Annotated in this window: 12 protein-coding genes; 10 read left to right on the forward strand and 2 right to left on the reverse strand. The window is 70.3% G+C overall.

Annotated elements, in window-relative coordinates:
* The first annotated feature begins 8 nt into the window (after nt 1–8).
* Nucleotides 9–2,981, forward strand: a complete 2,973-nt coding sequence (locus tag ACYBSK_RS24040) for a helicase-related protein (RefSeq protein WP_460243286.1) — start codon at nt 9–11, stop codon at nt 2,979–2,981.
* Between the two features lie 230 nt (nt 2,982–3,211).
* Nucleotides 3,212–7,078, forward strand: a complete 3,867-nt coding sequence (locus ACYBSK_RS24045) for an Eco57I restriction-modification methylase domain-containing protein (RefSeq protein WP_460243287.1) — start codon at nt 3,212–3,214, stop codon at nt 7,076–7,078.
* Nucleotides 7,079–7,138: 60 nt separating this feature from the next.
* On the opposite strand, the gene ACYBSK_RS24050 is transcribed toward ACYBSK_RS24045, so the two are convergent.
* Together ACYBSK_RS24050 and ACYBSK_RS24055 are read right to left on the reverse strand one after the other, a co-directional pair.
* A complete protein-coding gene (locus ACYBSK_RS24050; RefSeq protein ID WP_338702539.1) occupies nt 7,139–7,330 on the reverse strand; it encodes a DUF397 domain-containing protein in 192 nt (63 codons plus the stop codon).
* Entirely contained in the window at nt 7,327–8,196 is an 870-nt protein-coding gene (locus ACYBSK_RS24055; protein ID WP_460243288.1) for a helix-turn-helix domain-containing protein, read from the reverse strand. The genes ACYBSK_RS24050 and ACYBSK_RS24055 overlap by 4 nt, the downstream gene beginning before the upstream one ends.
* 144 nt (nt 8,197–8,340) lie before the next feature.
* Here ACYBSK_RS24055 and ACYBSK_RS24060 point away from each other — a divergent pair, with 144 nt between their 5' ends.
* The 8 genes from ACYBSK_RS24060 to ACYBSK_RS24095 all read left to right on the forward strand — a co-directional run bounded on the left by ACYBSK_RS24060 (nt 8,341) and on the right by ACYBSK_RS24095 (nt 19,881).
* Nucleotides 8,341–8,787: an ATP-binding protein gene (locus ACYBSK_RS24060; protein WP_460243289.1), complete on the forward strand. Its 447-nt coding sequence runs from the start codon at nt 8,341–8,343 to the stop codon at nt 8,785–8,787.
* 70 nt (nt 8,788–8,857) lie between these two features.
* Complete coding sequence (locus ACYBSK_RS24065; protein WP_460243290.1) at nt 8,858–11,080, forward strand: hypothetical protein; 2,223 nt, start codon at nt 8,858–8,860, stop codon at nt 11,078–11,080.
* The gene (locus ACYBSK_RS24070; protein WP_460243291.1) at nt 11,077–11,349 is read left to right on the forward strand and encodes a hypothetical protein; all 273 of its coding nucleotides are present in this window, start codon (nt 11,077–11,079) and stop codon (nt 11,347–11,349) included. The genes ACYBSK_RS24065 and ACYBSK_RS24070 overlap by 4 nt, the downstream gene beginning before the upstream one ends.
* Nucleotides 11,346–11,981 (forward strand): nucleotide exchange factor GrpE, encoded by a 636-nt coding sequence (grpE, locus tag ACYBSK_RS24075; protein ID WP_460243292.1) that lies wholly within the window; start codon nt 11,346–11,348, stop codon nt 11,979–11,981. The genes ACYBSK_RS24070 and grpE overlap by 4 nt, the downstream gene beginning before the upstream one ends.
* A 49-nt stretch (nt 11,982–12,030) precedes the next feature.
* Nucleotides 12,031–14,547: an Hsp70 family protein gene (locus tag ACYBSK_RS24080; RefSeq protein ID WP_460243293.1), complete on the forward strand. Its 2,517-nt coding sequence runs from the start codon at nt 12,031–12,033 to the stop codon at nt 14,545–14,547.
* A 112-nt stretch (nt 14,548–14,659) separates the two neighbouring features.
* The gene (locus ACYBSK_RS24085; protein ID WP_460243294.1) at nt 14,660–16,462 is read left to right on the forward strand and encodes a DUF4357 domain-containing protein; all 1,803 of its coding nucleotides are present in this window, start codon (nt 14,660–14,662) and stop codon (nt 16,460–16,462) included.
* Complete coding sequence (locus tag ACYBSK_RS24090; protein ID WP_460243295.1) at nt 16,459–17,712, forward strand: McrC family protein; 1,254 nt, start codon at nt 16,459–16,461, stop codon at nt 17,710–17,712. Before ACYBSK_RS24085 ends, ACYBSK_RS24090 begins: the two co-directional genes overlap by 4 nt.
* Nucleotides 17,713–17,745: 33 nt before the next feature.
* Nucleotides 17,746–19,881, forward strand: coding sequence for a UvrD-helicase domain-containing protein (locus ACYBSK_RS24095; RefSeq protein WP_460243296.1), 2,136 nt, complete (start codon nt 17,746–17,748; stop codon nt 19,879–19,881).
* Nucleotides 19,882–19,912 lie beyond the last annotated feature (31 nt).

Raw genomic sequence — 19,912 nt, forward strand, 5'->3', positions numbered from 1 at the left:
GAGACCTCATGAGCCCCACGTACACGGCCGGTTCGCTGGTGACCGCCCGCGGCCGGGAATGGGTGGTGCTCCCCGAGAGCGCCTCCGGCATGCTGGTGCTGCGCCCGCTGGGCGGCGGCGAGGACGATGTCGCGGCGGTCTTTCCCGCCTTCGAGGAGGTGCGGCCCGCGCAGTTCGCGGCGCCGAGCCCGGCCGACCTGGGTGACCAGCGGGCGGCGGGCCTGCTGCGGACCGCGCTGCGGATCGGTTTCCGTTCCGGGGCCGGCCCGTTCCGCGCGCTGGCGTCGATCGCCGTGGAGCCGCGCGCCTACCAGCTGGTGCCGCTGCTGATGGCGCTGCGGCAGCACACGGTGCGACTCCTTATCTCGGACGACGTGGGCATCGGCAAGACCGTCGAGGCCGGTCTGATCGTCAAGGAGCTCCTCGCGCAGGGCGAGGCGAGCCGCCTCGCGGTGCTCTGCTCCCCCGCGCTCGCCGAGCAGTGGCAGGGGGAGCTGCGGGAGAAGTTCGGCATCGACGCCGAGCTGGTTCTCGCCTCCACCGTGTCGCGTCTGGAGCGCGGCCTGGAACTGGGCCAGTCGCTCTTCGACCGGCACCCGTTCACGATCATCTCGACGGACTTCATCAAGTCGACCCGGCACCGCGAGGACTTCGTACGGCACTGTCCGGACCTGGTGGTGGTGGACGAGGCGCACACCTGTGTCGCGGCTGACGACGCGCAGGGCCCGGCGTCCTCCTCGGCCACCAGTCAGCTCCGTTACGAACTCCTGCGGCGGATCGCCGCCGACGAGGACCGGCATCTGCTGCTGCTCACGGCCACCCCGCACTCCGGCAAGGAGTCCGCGTTCCGCAATCTGCTCGGTCTGGTCCGCCCTGACCTGGCCACGGTCGACCTGGAGAGCCCGGCGGGCCGGGCCCGTCTCGCCGAGCACTTCGTCGCTCGCAAGCGCGCCGACGTCCGCGAGTACCTCACCAAGGAGGACGGTCTCGCCGACGACTCCCTCGCCGAGCGGACCGCGTTCCCCTCCGACCGGTGGACCAAGGACGAGCCGTACAAGCTGGCCCCCGCCTACCGGGCGCTGCTCGACGACGCCATCGCCTACGCCAGCGACCGGGTGGAGACGGCCAAGTTGCAGGGCAAGCGGGAGGCCAGGATCGCCTGGTGGTCGGTGATCGCGCTGCTCCGCTCGATGGTGTCCTCGCCGGCCGCCGCGGCCAGCACCCTCAAGACCCGCTCCGAGTCGGCCGCCGCCCGGACCGCCGCCGAGGCGGACGCCCTCGGCGCCCCGCTGACCCGCGACTCCTCGGACAGCGACCGGCTTGAGGGCATGGACGTCGCACCGGGCGCGGCGGAGAGCGAGCAGGGCGACCCGCGCCTGCGTGAACTCTCCGCTCGCGCCGCCGAGTTGTACGGTCCGGCGTCCGACACCAAGCTCAAGGCCCTCACCAAGCACCTCAAGTCGCTGATCGCGGACGGCTACAGCCCGATCGTCTTCTGCCGCTACATCCCCACCGCCGAGTACCTGGCGGAGCAGCTGGAGAAGAAGCTGGGGACGAAGACACTGATCGCGTCCGTCACCGGCACGCTCTCCCCGCAGCAGCGCCTGGAGCGCATCGAGAAGCTGGCCGCCGAGAACGCGGACGACCCGGCCGTCCGCCGTGTCCTGATCGCCACCGACTGCCTCTCCGAGGGCGTCAACCTCCAGCACTCCTTCGACGCGGTGATCCACTACGACCTGGCGTGGAACCCGACCCGGCACGACCAGCGGGAGGGCCGCGTCGACCGGTACGGGCAAAAACGCGACCAGGTCCGGGTGATCACCATGTTCGGTGAGGACAACGGCATCGACGGCAAGGTCCTCGAAGTCCTCTTCGCCAAGCACCGGCAGATCAAGAAGGACCTCGGCATCTCGGTCTCCGTCCCCGACGAGACGGCCTCCGGCGTCACCGACGCGGTGGTCGAATGGCTGCTCCTGCACGGCAGGCAGGGCACCCAGGAGAGCCTCTTCGAGTTCGACGGGCACCAGGAGTCCTTCGACCGGATGGAACGGGAGTGGAACTCGGCCGCCGAGCGCGAGCGGACGTCCCGTTCGAAGTACGCGCAGCGCGCCATCCACCCCGAGGAGGTGGCCCGCGAGGTCACCGCCGTACGGGCCGCGCTCGGTGGCTCGGAGGAGGTCCGCGGTTTCGTCCTGGAGGCGCTGCGCGACCTGGACGCCCAGGTCCGCGACCCGCGCGACGGCTCCGGCGACTTCGCCGCGCAGGTCGGCGGCACCCCGGCCGGGGTGCGCGACGGGCTCGCTGCGGTGCTCGGCGGGCGGATCGTGGAGGAGGACCGGGAGATCCCGTTCCGCACCAGTCCGGCGATCGGGCGCGGCGAGGCGGCCCTGGTCCGCACCGACCCGGCGGTCGGCGCGCTCGCCTCGTACGTCCTCGACTCGGCCCTCGACGCGAACACTCCGGGCCCTCGTCCGGCTCGCCGCTGCGGCGTCGTCACCACGGACGCGGTCACCACCCGCACCACGCTCCTTCTGGTGCGCTACCGCTTCCACCTGACGCTGCCGTCCCGCAACGGCGAACGCCAGATCGTCGCGGAGGACGCCCGCCTGCTCGCCTTCGAGGGTCTCCCGGCGCGGGCGCGCTGGCTGGACGACGACGCGGCGGCATCGCTCCTCGGGGCGCGGGCCGCCGCCAACACCCACGAACAGCTGGCCCGCAACCAGATCACCCGCACCCTGGACGGACTGCCGGACCTGTCCGGCCACATCGCGGAGTACGGTGTCGCGCTCGCCGCCGACCTCGACGCCTCGCACCGGCGGGTACGCAAGGCCGGCGATGAGATCGTGCGCGGCCTGAAGGTCGTACCGCAGGAGCCCGCCGACGTCCTCGGTGTGTACGTGTACCTGCCGCAGCAGCCCGCCTCTCCTGCTACGCCTTCTACTCCTTCTTCCGCCTCTACCGTGACCGGAGCCGAAGCCTGATGTCCGCCGCCACCCGTACCGCACCGGTCTTCACCGCCGTCACCACCGTCGGCGGGCTGCTCCCCGGCGACATGCTCGTCCGTATCGCCGAGGCGCGGAACCTGCCGGGCACCAAGTCCGCCGACTACGGTCTTCCGGGCTCGGTCGCCGTCCGCGACGAGGCCGAGAGGGCCTGGGAGTACCTCAAGCCCCTCTGGCGCGAACTGCGCACCGCGCTGCCTGCCGACCCGGTGACCGGCGCGCCCGCCGCCGACCCGACGGGCCGTGCCTCCTCCGACTGGCTCTCCCAGCTCTTCCGCAAGCTGGACTTCGGCACGCTGACGGAGGTCGGGCCGGACGGGATCCGCGCCGATTCCGATACGGAGACCAGGTTCCGCATCTCGCACCGGCACGGGCCCGCCCTGCTCCACCTGATCCCGTGGAACCAGGAGCCGGACAAGCGGCCGGCGGCCGGGCAGGTCCCGCCGCAGTCCCTGGTCCAGGACTGCCTCAACCGGGTCGAAAGCCATCTGTGGGCGGTCCTCACCAACGGGCGGACGCTGCGGCTGCTCCGCGACTCGTCGTCGTTCGCCACGGCCGCGTACGTCGAGTTCGACCTGGAGGCGATCTTCGACGGCGAGCTGTTCAGCGAGTTCGTGCTGCTGTACTGCGTGCTGCATGCGTCACGGTTCGAGGTGGCGGAGGGGGCGGCGGCGTCCGGGTGCTGGCTGGAGAAGTGGCGGACCGAGGCCGTCACCTCCGGCGCGCGGGCCCTGGACCAGTTGCGGCTCGGTGTGCAGAAGGCGCTGACGGTTCTCGGTACGGGCTTCCTGCGCCACCCGGACAACACGCGGCTGCGCGAGAACACCGACCCGAAGGCGCTCCAGGCGGCGCTGCTACGACTCGTCTACCGGCTGCTGTTCGTGTTCGTCGCCGAGGACCGGGATGCGCTCCTCGACCCCGAGGCGGACGAGCAGGCGCGGGACACGTATGCCAAGTACTTCTCCTCGGCCCGGCTGCGCAGGCGGGCCCGTCGGCGCCAGGGCACCGCGCACGGCGACCAGTACGAGGCGCTGCGGCTCGTTCTCGACGCGCTCGGCACCGAGGGCGGCCGGCCCGAGCTGGCTCTGCCCGGCCTCGGCGGACTGTTCTCGCGCAAGGAGGCGGACAAACCGCTGGACGGGCTGAAGCTGACCAACGAAGCGCTCCTCACGGCCGTCGAGCACCTGGCGCAGGTCCGCGACCCGGGCGCGCGGCGCTGGCGGGCCGTCGACTACCGGCACTTGGACGCGGAGGAACTCGGGTCGGTGTACGAGTCGCTCCTCGAACTGGAGCCGAAGCACTCGGCGACGGACCGGTCGTTCGAACTGGTCGAAGTGGCGGGCAACAGCCGTAAGACGACGGGAAGTTACTACACCCCGTCGTCCCTCATCGAGTGCCTCCTCGACACGACCCTCGACCCGGTTATCGACGACGCGGTCAAGCGCGGCGAGCAGCGGGCGTCGGCGGGCGGGCGCCCGGATCCGGCGAACGACATCGTGGAGGAGCTGCTCGGGCTGACCGTGTGCGACCCGGCGTGCGGCTCCGGGCACTTCCTGGTCGCTTCGGCACGGCGGATCGCCAAGCGGGTCGCGGCGGTGCGCGAGCACAACCCGGAGCCGACGGTGGACGCGGTACGGCATGCGCTGCGGGAGGTCGTGGCGCGGTGCATCTACGGCGTCGACCTCAACCCGATGGCGGTCGAGCTGGCGAAAGTGTCGCTGTGGCTGGAGGCGATGGAGCCGGGGAAGGCGCTGGGGTTCCTGGACGCGCATGTGAAGCACGGCAACGGGTTGATCGGCGCGACGCCGAAGCTCCTCGCGGACGGGGTTCCGGACGAGGCGTTCAAGCCGATCGAGGGCGACGACAAGAAATACGCGGCGGGTCTCGTCAAGCGGAACAAGACGCAGCGGGGCGGGCAGGACGAACTACTCTTCGACGCGGAGCCGCTGCCGGGGAACGACATCTACGCGGAGGCGCTGCGGCGGATCGTCTCGGCGCGCGCGGAGTCGTTGGAGGACGTCCACGCGCAGGAGCGGGCGTATCGCGAGTACGTGGAGTCGTCCGCGTACGTGCAGGATCTGCATGCAGCGGATGCATGGTGTGCGGCGTTCGTCTGGCCGAAGTGGGCTGGGGCGCCGGAGGCGCCGACGGATCAGGTGTTCCGGGCGCTGCGGGGGCGGGATCAGGCGGGGGTTCCGGATGCGACGCATACGGAGGTTCTGCGGCTGAAGCAGCAGTACCGGTTCTTCCACTGGCATCTGGAGTTTCCGGACGTGTTCGCGGTTCCGGAGAGTGGGGCGGGGGTTCAGGCGGGGACCGGGTGGGCCGGGGGATTTGATGCGGTGGTGGGAAACCCGCCGTGGGATCAAGTCCAGGTCGACGCACGCGAGTTCTTCGCTTCGAATCGATCCGACATCGCTGAAGCGGCCAACATGACGGCCCGCAACAAGATGATCAGCGCGCTGGCAGCTGAAGATCCTCAGCTATACGCACTGTTCAAGGAAGAGCAGCGCAAGAACGACGGATTCAAGCACTTCGCGCATTCTTCTGGGCGGTTCCCACTGACAGCCTTTGGGCGCCTCAATACGTACTCGCTCTTCGCGGAGCACGCCCGGATCACCATGGCACCTCGCGGCCATAGCGGGCAGATCATTCCCTCCGGGATTGCCACTGACTCGTTCAACCAGCACTTCTTCAAGAACCTGGTTACTCAGGGGCAGCTGGTCGCACTGTTCGACTTCGAGAATGAGGACAAGGTATTCCCCGAGGTCCACAATCAGTTGCGCTTCTGCCTATTCACACTCCGCGGATCAGGCGGCGTACATGAACCTATCCGCATGGTGTTCAAGGTCCGCCAGCCCGAACAGATCCCAGACCGAAGTTACACACTAACAGCGGCAGACATTCTCGCGATGAGCCCAAATACCGGAACCTGCCCAGTCTTCCGAACACGCCGCGACATGGAGATCACACTTGGAATCCATAAGCGGGTCCCTGTGCTCATCAAAGAAGGCACCAAGGACGGCAACCCGTGGGACGTAAGGTTCCAGCTCATGTTCATGATGAACACGGACTCGGACAAGTTCCGCACGCATGAACACCTAATCGCCGATGGGTGGAATCTAGAAGGCAACATCTTCACCAAGGCCGGTGAATGCATGCTCCCACTGTACGAGGGGAAGATGCTCCACCACTACGACCACCGATTCTCGACGTACGAGAACGCCACGGAGAAGCAGCTCAACAAGGGCACCCTCCCGCGCTTCACCGTGGAACAGCACCAGGACTCGCAGGCCGCGCCGCTACCTCGCTACTGGGTCCCCGAACTAGACGTCCCCACCGGAGAGTTCGACAAGAGTGGTCAGGAGATCAAGGCGCCGGGCGTTCGGAGTCGGCTTGCGACAAAGGGATGGGATTCGGAATGGGTACTGGGCTGGCGCGACATTTGTCGAGCAAGTGACGAACGCACCATGATCTGCTCAGTTGCTCCAAGCCATGGATTCGGGCACAAGTTCCCGCTCGCGCTCTCTCCGCATAGCGCGCTCCTATCTGCCGTCTGGTCGTCATTCGTTCTCGACTACGCCGCCCGTCAATCCATTGGTGGAACATCAATGGGATTCTTCATCGTCCGTCAACTTCCCACACCCACCCCCGACTCTCTCGCGGTACACCTCCCTTGCATCTCGGCGCGCCTACTCGAACTCGCCTACACCTCCCACGACATGACCCCCTTCGCTCGCGACTTCGGCGACACCGGCACGCCCTTCCAATGGAACCCCGACCGCCGCGCCGTTATCCGCGCCGAGCTCGACGCCCTCTTCTTCCACCTCTACGGCATCACCCGCGACGACACCGCCTACATCCTCGACACCTTCAACGTCACCCGCGACAACGACATCAAGGCCCACGGCACCTACCGCACCAAGGACCTGATCCTCGCCGAGTACGACCGCATGGCCGCCGCCGGCCTCACCCTGGAGACCCCGCTCGACGAGAGCGACTCCGGCACGTACCGGTCCACACTCACCCCGCCGCCGGGTCAGGGCCCGCGCCACCCGGCCCGCCAGGACGGCTGACGTCCGGACAACGCGAAGGGGCGCCGCCCGCTACCCAGCGGGCGGCGCCCCTTCGACGTATCAGCGCTCCGACGCGAACCGCACGAACCGTCCCCAGCCTTCATGGCCAACAGCGAAGGCCGGACGCGCCACATCCTTGGAATCCCTTACGTGGACGGCCCGCTCGGCGATCGCGATCTCGACACAGTCGTCGCCCTGACTGCCGCTGTAGCTGGACTTGAACCAGAACAGTTCCGCCGTACCGCTCGTCATCGCTCTCCTCGCAGTCTCTCCAGAAGGGCCCTGGTTTCCTGTGGGTTGAGGGCCTGCGAGCGCAGTGTGTCATAGCGCTGGTGAAGGAGACTCACCTCATTCGCGTCCGAGATGAGTCGTCCGCTCTGCTGCCCTTCGGCATATCCGACCCGCCGCCGGTCCGGCGTCTCCAGCAGGCGCACCGGGCCGTCCAGGCACGCGTGCAGCGCCGAGTCCAACGGAACCACCTGCAACGTCACGTTCCGCCGAGACGTCAGCTCCAGCACGTGATCAAGCATTGCGCGCATGGCCTCCGCATCCCCGAACCGCCGCCTGAACACATGCTCCTCAACGATGAAGCTGAACAACGTCGTCGGCCGCTCCACCAGCATCCGCTGCCGTTCCGCCCGCGCCGCCGACAGCGCTTCGAGCCGCTCGTCCGTCACCACCGGAATCGTGCCCTCGAACACCGCCCGCGCATAAGCCTCCGACTGCAACAACCCCGGCACCAGCCTGCACTCGTACGTACACAGACTCACCGCCGTCCGCTCCAGCCGAGCCCACTCCCGAAACCACGCCGCCAACCCCACCTCCCCCCGCGACAGATACCGCGCCGACTTCCGTAGCGCCCCCGTGTTCCCCGTAGCCTCCTCCCCGAGCTCCACGAACGACTCGTCCGGCATCCGGCGCCCCAGCTCCACGGACTCCACGGTGTGCTTCGAGAACCGCACCCGCTCGCCGAACTCCACCCGACTGAGCCCCGCATGCTCACGCAACGCCTGCACAACGGCCCCGAACGTCCGCAGACTGTCCGACGGATGCGGTTCCCGCTCCCCATCACCTTCCCCCTCGGGAAGCACTCCGGCCCCTTCTCCGACGATGTTCATCCGCCACCCCTTCGCGCCCGCACGATCACGCACTCACAGTGACGGCGTACGCCCCGTACTGTCCACCCCATGTGCCCGTACGGTGACGCCCCGTACGGGCCGCGCCTCTCACCGTTCCACGCCCGCGCGGGCCACGCTGGCCTCATGAACCGCACCGCACCCCAACTCGCCACCTCCACACTGACGTTCAGGCAGCGACTGTCGTCCACCCATCGCGGCGCACGCCTCGCCCGGCTCCTCGCCGTCACCGAACTCCACACCTGGGGCCTCCCGCCAGACGTCACGGAGCGTGCCGAACTCGTCGTCGCCGAACTCGCCGCCAACGCCGTCCTGCACGGCCGCGCCCCCGGCCGGGACTTCGAACTCGCCCTGACCTACACCCCGTTGCCCCACCCCGGCCGCCTTCTCATCGAGGTCTCCGACGCCCGCGGCGACCACCTCCCACGCACCGCCACCGAGGATCACGACCTCTCCACCGGCGGCCGGGGCCTCACCCTCGTAACCCTCCTCGCCGACCACTGGGAAACCGTGCCACGCCCACCCGGCGGCAAGACCGTACGAGCGGAACTGGCCACGCCGTCCGATATCTGACGGTCCGTTGACCACGCCAACAGGGGCCCCATAAGGTCAACCGTGCACCACGTGCACATGGGGGACCTGCTTGAACATCACCGACGCCACCCGCATGCTCCGTCAGGCTGAACGCGCCTACGGCACGGGCACATTCGCGTACTCGCTCAACCTGCTGGACCGCATCTCCACAGCCCGCGCCGGCCTCTCCGACGGCGACCGCGCCTCCTACTTCGCGCTCCGCGCCCTGCTCGCCGAACGCGCGGGCAACTGGCCCGGCGCGGTCCACAGTTGGCTCGCCGCGTTCGACGACACCCCGCCCGCGAGCGGCGAGGACCAGCCCTGCGACATCGGCTGCGACTGCGACGTCCGCACCGTGCTCGACGCCCCGGAGGCCGCATCCGGCGAGACGCCCTGCCTGTGCTGCCCGGCGCATGTGCTGTGGCGGCTGGTGTGGCAGGCGGCCCTTGAGGGGACGATCGGTCAGGTCCTGGACGCCGTCCCGGACCCGTCCGGGAACCGCCGCACCGCCCTGGTACACGCGCTCGCGATCGGCACTCTGCGCTCGCTCGCGACAGGAGAGGCGGTCGCTCCGGCAGACGCGGTCTTCACCATCGGTGTCTGGCACCTGCTGCTCCACGAAGAGGACCCGCTCCGCTTCGAAGCACTGGTGACGGCCCGGCGTGGCGCTCCCATCGGCGCCCAGGAGTGGCGGTCCGCTCGCGACACGCTGGCCGGCCGGATCCGTACAGCGCTCCGCTCGGTCGACGAACGCGACGGCCACGACGTCCTCGACGCCTGGGAGACCGCCTGGAACGTCGAGGAGTACGAGTACAGCGGCGAGCTCGTCCGCGGCGAACGCGGCTACCTGCGCATGGAGGACTGCTTCGGCAGCTGCGTCGACGGCTTTGGCTGCCTGTGCCCAGCCGACGCCTGGCCGCTGCCCACACGCGAGACCGCTCCCCCCTGTTCGGGACTGCTGTTCGGCGGCCGGTTGTGGATGGGTTCGCCCGTCACCGTGGACGCAGCCGCCCGGCAGCTGGAGGAGTGCGGCGAACACCGCGCTCTCCTCACCGCGTACACCCGCCGCCACGGCGAACCCGCCACCTGGCAGGCGGAGTCCGACGCCCACCGAGCCTGTGCGCCGCACCTCGCCCGGGCCCTGGCCACCAGAGCCCATGAGCAGTTCGGGAAAGGCGAGTGGCGGGACACCCTCGACGACCTCACGGCAGCCGCCCGTCTCGGCTTCGTACTCGACCCGTGGCACCACGAGATGGCCCGCAAAGCCGGGCTGAGCGCGGGCCAGGACGGCAACGGCTACCAGCGGGCTTCGCTCGTCCAGCGCATCCACTGGCTGGAGTCCGCGCACGCGCTCGCTCCCGAAGACACCGTTCTCGCCACGGAGTTGGCGGCCGCACTGGTCCGGCGCGGCACCGAGGTGCTGCGTCGGAAGGACAGGAGGCAGGGCCGTGCCCGCTTCCAGCGGGCACTGAGCGTGCTGCCGGGCGATCCGGCGGCCGCAGAGGCACTGCGCGCGCTTGACGCCCTGGAACTCTCCGAGGTCGCCGCCGTCATCACGGGAGCCAGGCGAGGCAGGCAGCCCGGCCTTGAGCGGGTCCGGGAACTCCTGCACCGCGGATTCCGTGCCGAGGAACCGGTCGACGAACTGCGTGAGGTGCACGCGTGGTACCGCGCCCGGATGACGGAACGGATCGCGGAGAAGGCCCTTGCCGGGAAGAAGACCGAGGCGCGCAGGGCCCTGCGGCAGCGGGAGGAAGTACATCCCTCCTGGGACGAGCGGGCAGACCGTGTCAGCGACGGTGACCTCGCCCATAGCCTGCGCGAGACGGCCGTCCGACAGCTCGAAGCACGGGCCGACGGCTACACCCTGCAGGTGCCCCTGCTGCTCGCCGCCGCCGCGTCCTTCGCCCGGCTCACCGGGGCGGAGGCCGAACAGCAGGCGTTGGAGACCGTCCTGCCGCATGCCGCGGAACTGGTAGACGCCGGACGCCCGTCCGACCTCATCGCCCTGCAAGCCGGATTGCTGATCACCCCGGGTCGCCACGTGGAGTACGACCAGCTCGTCGCCGTCGCGCACCACCGGCGCGCCCGCGAACGCCGTGCCAACGGCGACCCCGCCGGTGCCGTACGCGACGAACGCACCGCCGACGCGCTGCACATGGAGACCGAGCAGCAGATCGCCCTCGACTTCGACTTCGACTTCGAATCAGAGCTGTTCCCCGGGCTCTTCGACTGCCCCGAACCGCCGCCGGACCAGGACGGTCGGCCGCCGTACACCCAGGAGACCCTGTGACCGCGCACTCCCGCACACCCATGCCCTACTTCGGCCCCACCGTCTTCGAGCTCGTTCCGAACGCCCGGCCGGGCATCGGTCAGGGGGACCTCGCGAAGGCGGCGGGCGTGGCGATCTCCCGGGCTCGCCGTGCCCGGGGCACGGACCGCGAGCGCGCCCTGAAGGCCGCCCACGACGCAGCCCGCACCCCGGGCGACTCCTTCGTCGCCGAACTGCTCACTCCTCCCCTCCCGTCCACCGCCGCACCGGAAGGCCCCGCACCGCAGTGACCACTCCCCCGCCCGGCCCCGACGAGCTGAGCAAGCTGCGCGTCCGCGTCGCGGCGCTCTCCCGTAAGCGCGACGACGCCGAAGCCCGGCTGACCGGCCTGCTCACCGCGCTGCTGCCGCTCGACGACCTCCTCGCCGACACGGCGGCCCGGTCCGAGGAGCTCGGACGGTCCGAAGCAGACCCCACCGGACGGCTCGCTGCCGCCGTGCAGCAGCAGACGGACGCCGCCCACCGGATGCTCCGGGCCGAACTCGCCCGCCACGACGTCCGTCCCATGGACCTGACGGGGAAGACACCCGACCCGGTGGAGACGCGGGTGACGGGCGTGGAACCGCACCCGGCCGCCCCCGAGGGCACCGTCCTACGGGAGACCGTCACCGGCTTCCGGCACGGGACCGAATGCCTGCGCCGGGCCGACGTCGTCCTCGCCGTGCCCGGGCCCGCGCCCACACCGAAACCAGTACCAGCAGCTCAACCCGTACCCGTACCCGTGCCCGCCGCCGAACCGGCAGCACACGACGGGCCGCCGGAAGCCGGGCCCACGCGAGAACGCCGGAACCAGCCGCGCCGCACCAGCCGCGCCCGGCGACGGCAGCCACTGCCCCGCAAGCCCTCCAAGCGCCGCCGCTGAGCACGCACCGCACACCCCTGACCCGTCCAGACAGCCCGAAGGGCACGCCATGCCGTACCGCACGCTCGGAATCGATCTCGGCACCACCAACTCCGTCACCGTCTGGATGGACGGCGGCGTTCCGGTCGTCCTGCCCAACCGCCACGGCGAGCAGGCCACTGCGTCCGCCGTCGGTGTGGACGCCGACGGGTCCCTCCTGGTGGGCAGCGAGGCGCTCGGCGTGCGCGACCGGCTGCCCAATTCCGTGATCACCGAGGTGAAGCGACTGATCGGCCGCCGCCACGCCGACGACGACGTACAGCGGCTGCTCGCCGAACGGCCCGCGGACGCACCACCGGTGCGGGAATCCACCGACGGGGATGGCGGGGTCGAGATCCGGCTCGGCGCCCACTGGCTGACGCCCGTGCAGATCTCGGCGATCCTGCTGCGCCGGCTGCGCACGGACGCCGAGAACACCGCCGGCGAACCCTTCCGGCGGGCCGTGATCACCGTACCGGCGTACTTCACGGAACCGCAGTTCGCGGCGGTGCGGGAAGCCGGGGAGCTGGCGGGCTTCACCGTCGTACGGACCCTGGAGGAACCGACCGCGGCGGCCCACGCCTTCGGAGTCGAGCGCCTCGTCGAGGACGACGACGACATGTGCTCGGTACTCGTCTACGACCTCGGCGGCGGCACCTTCGACGTATCGCTGCTGATCATCGGACCCGGGTACTTCAAGGTGTACGGCCTCGGCGGGGACAAGTCGCTCGGCGGAGCCGACTTCGACTCCGCGCTCTACCGGATGCTCATCGAGGAACGGCTCGGCGACCGCGACCTCTCCGGGACCGGCGACGCGGCGCGGATCCGCGCCGCGTCCGAACGGACCAAGATCGAGCTCTCGGACGTTCCCGCAGCGGAGATCATCCTCGCGCCGCTGGGAGAGAACGGCGGCTCCTGGACGGGCAAGGTCACCCGCGACGGCTTCGAGGCGCTGATCAGCGCTGACATCGCCCGCTCTCTGGAGATCACCCGCGGCGTGCTGCGCGAGACGTCCAGGACGCCCGGGGACATCGACAAGGTCCTCCTCGTCGGCGGCTCGACCCGTATCCCGCTCGTCCGCCGCCTGCTGACCGAACTGTTCGGTGAGGAGAAGGTGAACAGCGAGACCGACCCGATGGCCGCCGTCGCGCTGGGCGCCGGCATCGAGGCCGGGCTCGTATCCGCTCTCCCCTGTCCCTCCGAACGGTGCCTGACCACCGGGATCCCGCTCACCGAGAGCGCCTGCCCCGACTGCGGTGCCTCGCTGCTCGGCACAGCGACGATCGACTGCCCCGACTGCCATGTGCCCGCCTCCGAGGGGACCGTGAGCTGCCCGATCTGTGCCCGTGATCTCTCCGGGCTGCGGGCGTCCGCCCCCGTCGCGGCCCGCGCCGAATGCCCGCACTGCGGTTGCCGGCAGAACTCCACCACGTCCACCGTGTGCCGGGACTGCGACCAACCGCTGGACGCGGGCGGCCTGAAGTGCCCCCGGTGCCAGATGGTCAACGCCTCCGGTCTGACGGCGTGTTCAGCCTGTGACGCGCTCTTCCACACCGACCAGCCGGAGCAGGTCACCGCCCAGAACCTGGGACTTGCCCTCGACGACGGCACCGTCGCGGTCGTCTTCCCCGCCGGAACGACGTACCCGACCGACTGGCAAAACATCGAGGACCTCCAGGTACGGCCGGACACCGCCACCGCGCTGACCTTCCGGTTCGTCGAGGGACCGCACGAGAAGTCCCATGCCCGCAACGAGTTCTGTGGACAGCACACACATCTCCTCGGCGCGGGCTCTGGAGGTGCGGAGCGGCTCGTCCTGCGCGTACGGATCGACGAGAACCGCACCGTGCACCTCGCCTACCGCCTCGGCGACGGCGAGGAGCAGGGAGCGCGGCTGCGCCGCAGCGCAGTCGCCGACGGAATCGGCCGCGACGCCGCTCATCTCCTTGACGAGGTCCATACCCATCTCGCCCACTTCGGCGACGAGCTCAAGGACGCGGAGCGCGACGCCTTCACGGAACTGACCGAGCAGCTCACCGCGACCGTGCGCGGTGAAACCCTCGGCCGGTCCCTCGACGGATTCCTCGACGAGGCCCGCGACACGGTGGAGACGTGCCGGAACGCACGCGGCTGGACGGCCAACGTGTCCATCGGTGCACGCCGGGGCCGGGAGCTGGGTCTTGGCCGGCTGGCCGGAGAGCTGGGCGACGCACGGCGCGCCCTGGACGCGGCCCGGGAGCGGATGGATCTGCCCGCGATGCGGGCCGCGACGGAGAACGCCCGCAGCCTGTGGCGGCAGATCGACACCGCCACCTGGCGGTCCATGCTCGCGGCCCACGACGCCGAGCTCGGCCGCTTCCCGGAGTCCGTACGGCGCTCCGTCCTGACCACCTGGGACGAACTGCGCGCCGCGGCCACACGCGGGGACTACGCCGATCAGGACGCCCTGCACGTGAAGCTGAACGACCTCGCCGGCCACTCTCAGGCGCCCGTCCCGACGGCGCGGAAGCACCGGGACAGTGCCCAGGTGCTCCCCGAGCGCCGGTAGGTGAACGGGGTGTGGTGAGCGCTCTACACGCCGCACACACCCATTGACACCGTCAACACGTACGCTGGACGTGCTTCGTACCGCCGACCCGCCCACGCCACGGAAGGTCCCCATGCCGCAGCTCCCCGACCGTCTACCCGGCTTCCCGGACTTCCGGATCGCCCTGCCCAAGGACGCCGGGGAGGCCCGCGGCCACCTGCTCGCCGAGCTCGGCGACAGCGGATCGCACAAGTTCCTGGTGACCGCGGGATCGGCGGTATCGGCGGAGGACTGGCCGGGGCTGCCCCCTGCCGCCCGCCGGCTCCGTGCCGAACTGCGGGACAGCGGGACGCTGACCGATGGGCCCCGCTCCGACACGTGGACCGCGTCCCGCGACATCGAGTGCAACTCGCCGTCCGCCGCGGCCGCACTGGTTCTCGGCTATGGAGCCACAGGCCCCGGCACTTGGCGCAGCACCGACGACGGGCACCGCCTCGGCGACTTCCTGCCGCAGAGCTGGCGGGCTCCGCAGAAAGCCTGGCTGGTGCGGGGGAACAACGTCTCCGGGCACAACCTGGTCCGTCAGCTCTGGCTGAAGGAGGGCGTCGTCTCACTCGATGCGGCACACCTTCCACAGGTGGACGAGCCCGACCCGACCAAGAGCGTGCTGCGCCGCTTCGTCGAGGAAGGCTATGAGGGCTCGGCGACCTACCACCAGAAGCGCGGACTCGTCGACGAACTGCACGCCTTCATCACCCAGATGCGGATCGGCGACACCGTCGCCACCCTCAGCGACGGTCTGCTCCACCTTGGGCGGATCACCGGCGACCTGGTGCAGTCGGGCTCCCCCGGCGGGCTCTCCAACCTGCGGCGCACGGTGTCCTGGCAGGAGACGAGCCACCCGTACGAGGAACTGCCGGAGGAAATACAGCAGAAGCTCTCCGCCCAGCACGACGTGGTCGACCTGACCTCCGTCCTGGAGCAGCTCGCCGCGCTCACCGGCGGCGCAGGGACCGCCTCGGAGGAGGCCGGGCAGGTCCTGGACTCCTCCACCGAGCAGCGCGTCCTGACGCTCCCCGAGGTCACCGAGGAGTTCGCCCACAAGCTACTCGTCCACGACAGGTCCTTCGTCGACGAACTGCGTGAACTCCTCCTCGACGAGCGGCAGATGGTGCTCTACGGGCCGCCCGGCACCGGAAAGACGTATCTGGCGCTGCAGCTGGCCGAGTACTTCGGCGGCGGCCCGGAGCAAGTCAAGATCGTCCAGTTCCATCCGTCGTACGCGTACGAGGACTTCTTCGAGGGCTTCCGGCCGGTCGAGGACCCTGAGACCCGGGAGGTCGCGTTCCGGCTGACGGCGGGACCGCTGCGGGAACTCGCCGACACCGCTTCGCGCGAGGGCAATCGGCATGTGCCGCACTTCCTGATCATCGACGAGATCAACCGGGCCAATCTGGCGAAGGTCTTCGGCGAGCTGTACTTCCTCCTGGAGTACCGCACGCGCTCGGTGCGCCTGACCTACTCGGGGGACGACTTCGGGCTGCCGCCGAACCTGTACGTGATCGGCACCATGAACACCGCGGACCGGTCGATCGCGTTGGTGGACGCGGCGATGCGGCGCCGTTTCGCGTTCGTGGAGCTCTCCCCGCGGGTGGAGCCCACGGCGGGCCTGCTCACCCGCTGGCTGGAGCGCGAGGGCAAGGACCCCGAGCCGGCCAGCCTGCTCGACGCCCTCAACGAGGCGATCGACGACCCCGACTTCGCCATCGGCCCGTCCTATCTGATGAAGCCCGGCGTCTACCGCGAGGGCGGGCTCGACCGGACCTGGCGCACCAAGATCCTCCCGCTGCTTGAGGAACACCACTACGGCGAGGGCCTCGACATCGCCGCCCGCTACGGCCTGGACGCGCTGCGCGAGCGGACCCGGCGGGCATGAGCGGCACGGCCCCGGAGCAGCAGAGGGACATCTCTGACGAGATCACGCTGTGGGAGTACGGCGACACCGTGTCCGTGCCGCTCGACGCGGCCGTCGGGCGGGCCCTCGTCGCGTCGCGGTTCCTCGACAGCGTCGCGCCGGATCCCGAGCGGCCCGGACACTGGCGGCTGCGGGCGGGCAACCAGGTCGGTGCGGTCCGGCTGCCCGGCGGGACGGTCCTGCGGATCGCGCCGAAGACGCCGGTGGGGCGGCTGTTCTTCCTGCTCGGCTTCAGCCTGAACCCGGCCGGCGCCTGGCGTGACAGCCGTGAGGGCGCGGTCGGTACCGGTGCGCACGACGACGTGGTGCCCGCTCTCGCGTACGCGGTGGAGCGGCAGATCGACGGAGCACTGCGGCAGGGGGTGCTCCAGGGCTACCGGGAGGTGGCGGAGTCCGCGCTGGTGGTACGCGGCCGGCTGCGGGAGGCCGAGCAGATCCGGCGGCACTTCGGCCGCACCCCGCCCGTCGAGATCGTCTACGACGCGTACACCGCCGACACCGCCGAGAACCGCATCCTGCGCGCCGCGGTGGAGAGGCTGCTGCGGCTGCCGCACGTGCCAGGGCCTGTGCGGCGCCGCCTCGCCCACCAGAGGGTCCGCCTCGCGGACGCCGGTCCCCTGGTACGCGGCCAGGAACTGCCGCTCTGGCAGCCGTCCCGTCTCAACTCCCGGTACCAGCCCGCCCTGCGCCTCGCCGAAGCCGTACTGCGCTCCACCTCGCCGGAGCACCGGCCCGGGCCGCTCGCCCTGGACGGCTTCCTGCTGGACATGAACAAGCTCTTCGAGGACTTCGTGACGGTCGCACTGCGCGAGGCCCTCCGGGAACACGGTCTGACGGCGCGGCTGCAGGACGTACACCACCTCGACCTCGGCGGCCGGGTCCGGATGAAGCCCGATCTGGTGGTGTACGCCGCGGACGGCCGCACACCCGTCGCCGTCGTCGACGCCAAGTACAAGACCGAGAAGCCGTACAAGTCCGACGGCTATCCGAACGCCGACCTGTACCAGGCGCTCGCCTACGCCACCGTGCTCGGCCTGCGCGAGGCACATCTGGTGTACGCGGCGGGCCGGCTGCCCGAGCGGGCCACCGAGGTACGCGGAACCGGCGGTCTGCGGCTGCTCCAGCACAGCCTCGACCTCACCTCGGAACCCGCGGCGCTGCTGCGGACGTTCCGGGAACTCGCCGCCCGCCTCGCCGGATCCGCCGACTGACACCTGATACCGATGGAAAGGGGGCCTCGGCCCATGCCCCGACTCGCCTTCGCCCAGAGCTTCTGGGACGGATACGAAACCCTGGAGAAGCCGGTCAGAGCCGGCGTCCGCAAGGCCATGGCCAAGTTCCAGGCCCTCACCGCGGCCGAACTCAACGCCGACAAGGGCCTGCACCTGGAATCCGTGGAGAACGCCCGCGACCGGCGGATGCGCACCATACGGATCACCGACTTCTGGCGCGGTGTGGTCCTCGCGCCGGACGACGGCAGCGATCTGTTCCTCCTCGTCCATGTGCTGCCGCACGACGACGCGTACACGTGGGCGGCAAAGCGCCTGTACAGCGCGAACACCGCCACCCGGGGCCTGGAGGTACGTGACGCGGTCGCGCTCGACGAACTGACGCCGCTGTACGAGACGGCGTCCCGCAAGGCGCCGAAGCTGCTGTTCTCCGGCGTCTCCGACGGGGTCCTGCGCGAACTGGGCATCGACGCACAGGTGCTGCGCGCCGCGCGCTCGATGGCGGACAAGGCACAGCTGGAGGCGTTCGCGACACTGCTGCCCGAGGACCAGCTGGAGGTCCTGCAGTACCTCGCGGAGGGCTTCTCACCGGAGGAGGTCTACCGGGACGTGGTGGCGGTGCGCCGCCCGGTGGACGCACCACCCGAGCCGGTCGAGGACCTCGCCACCGTCATCAGCAACACCACCGCCCGGATCCGCCTCGTCACCGGCCCGCACGAACTGGAGGAGGTCCTGGCGAAGCCGTTCGCGGCCTGGCGGGTCTTTCTGCACCCGTCCCAGCGCAGGGTCGCCCTCCGCACGTCGTACGGCGGACCGGTGCAGGTCACCGGCGGTCCCGGGACGGGTAAGACGGTGGCCGCGCTGCACCGCGTGAAGCACCTGCTCGGGCGGTCACCGAACAGCCGGATCCTGCTGACGACGTACACCAACGCACTGGCCTCCGGGCTGCGCGACATGCTCGGTCTTCTTCTCGAAGAGGACGAGCACCTGCTCGCCCGGGTCGATGTGACGACGGTCGACGCCTACGCCAACGGCGTGGTGCGACAGCACACCGGCTCCGCACCGAAGCCGGTGGGCGACCGCGACCAGCGGCAGCTGTGGGAGAAGGCGGTCAAGCAGCTGGACCTGCCGTTCCAGGACCGATTCCTGGCACAGGAGTACCGACATGTGGTCCTCGGGCAGGACATCCGCGATCTGGACGGCTACCTCGCGGCGAGCCGGCGCGGACGCGGCACCGGGCTCGGCGCGGCCCGGCGCGAGCTGGTGTGGAGCGGCGTCGAGCGGTTCGAGAAGCTGCTGCAGGAGCGTGGCGCCACCACACACCTGCGGGTCTGCGCCCGAGCGGCCGACCTGCTCGCCGCCGGTCCGGCCCCGTACGACCATGTCGTGGTGGACGAGGCGCAGGACCTGCACCCCGCGCAGTGGCGGGTGCTCCGGGCCGCCGTCGCTCCCGGCCCCGACGATCTGTTCCTCACCGGCGACCCGCACCAGCGGATCTACGACTCCCGGGTGACGCTCGGCTCGCTGGGCATCGCCACCGCAGGGCGCAGCTTCCGACTGCGCCTCAACTACCGCTCCACCGAGGAGATCCTGGTCTGGTCGGCGCGACTGCTCGCCCCGGTCAGCGTGGACGCGCTGGAAGGCGAAGGAGCCGACTCCCTGGCCGGCTACCGCTCGCTGCTGCACGGGCGCCGTCCCGAGGCCGGCGGGTACACCACCCAGGCGGAGGAGCACACCGCGCTCGTGGAGCGGGTGCGGGCCTGGCTCGGCGAAGGGCTCGCCCCGCACGAGATCGGAGTCTGCGCACGGTTCAACCTGGCACTCGACGCGGCAGAGGCCAGGCTGAAGGCCGCCGGGATCCCGGTGGTGCGGGTGAAGGGGCAGGTCGCGGCTCAGACGCCGGGGATCCGGCTGGCGACGATGCACGCCATGAAGGGGCTGGAGTTCAGGGCGGTCTCCGTACTCGGCGTCACGACCGGAACGGTGCCCTTCGCCCGGGAGATCACCCCGCTGGAGGCGGATGCACCGCAGCACGAAGCCGATCTGCTGCGCGAGCGCTGCCTGCTCTTCGTCGCCTGTACGAGGGCGCGCGAGGCGCTGAGCGTGAGCTGGAGCGGGCAGCCGAGCGAGTTCCTGCCGGCCCAGGAATGAACTGGAGCGGGCAGCCGAGCCGGTTCCTTCC

Source organism: Streptomyces sp. BYX5S (genome assembly GCF_054724165.1).

Bases quoted from the DNA above. Each gene is read 5' to 3' on its own strand.
- ACYBSK_RS24040 (WP_460243286.1), top strand. From the start codon at position 9: ATGAGCCCCACGTACACGGCCGGTTCGCTGGTGACCGCCCGCGGCCGG.
- ACYBSK_RS24050 (WP_338702539.1), bottom strand. From the start codon at position 7,330: ATGACGAGCGGTACGGCGGAACTGTTCTGGTTCAAGTCCAGCTACAGC.
- ACYBSK_RS24055 (WP_460243288.1), bottom strand. From the start codon at position 8,196: ATGAACATCGTCGGAGAAGGGGCCGGAGTGCTTCCCGAGGGGGAAGGT.
- ACYBSK_RS24060 (WP_460243289.1), top strand. From the start codon at position 8,341: ATGAACCGCACCGCACCCCAACTCGCCACCTCCACACTGACGTTCAGG.
- ACYBSK_RS24080 (WP_460243293.1), top strand. From the start codon at position 12,031: ATGCCGTACCGCACGCTCGGAATCGATCTCGGCACCACCAACTCCGTC.
- ACYBSK_RS24085 (WP_460243294.1), top strand. From the start codon at position 14,660: ATGCCGCAGCTCCCCGACCGTCTACCCGGCTTCCCGGACTTCCGGATC.
- ACYBSK_RS24090 (WP_460243295.1), top strand. From the start codon at position 16,459: ATGAGCGGCACGGCCCCGGAGCAGCAGAGGGACATCTCTGACGAGATC.
- ACYBSK_RS24095 (WP_460243296.1), top strand. From the start codon at position 17,746: ATGCCCCGACTCGCCTTCGCCCAGAGCTTCTGGGACGGATACGAAACC.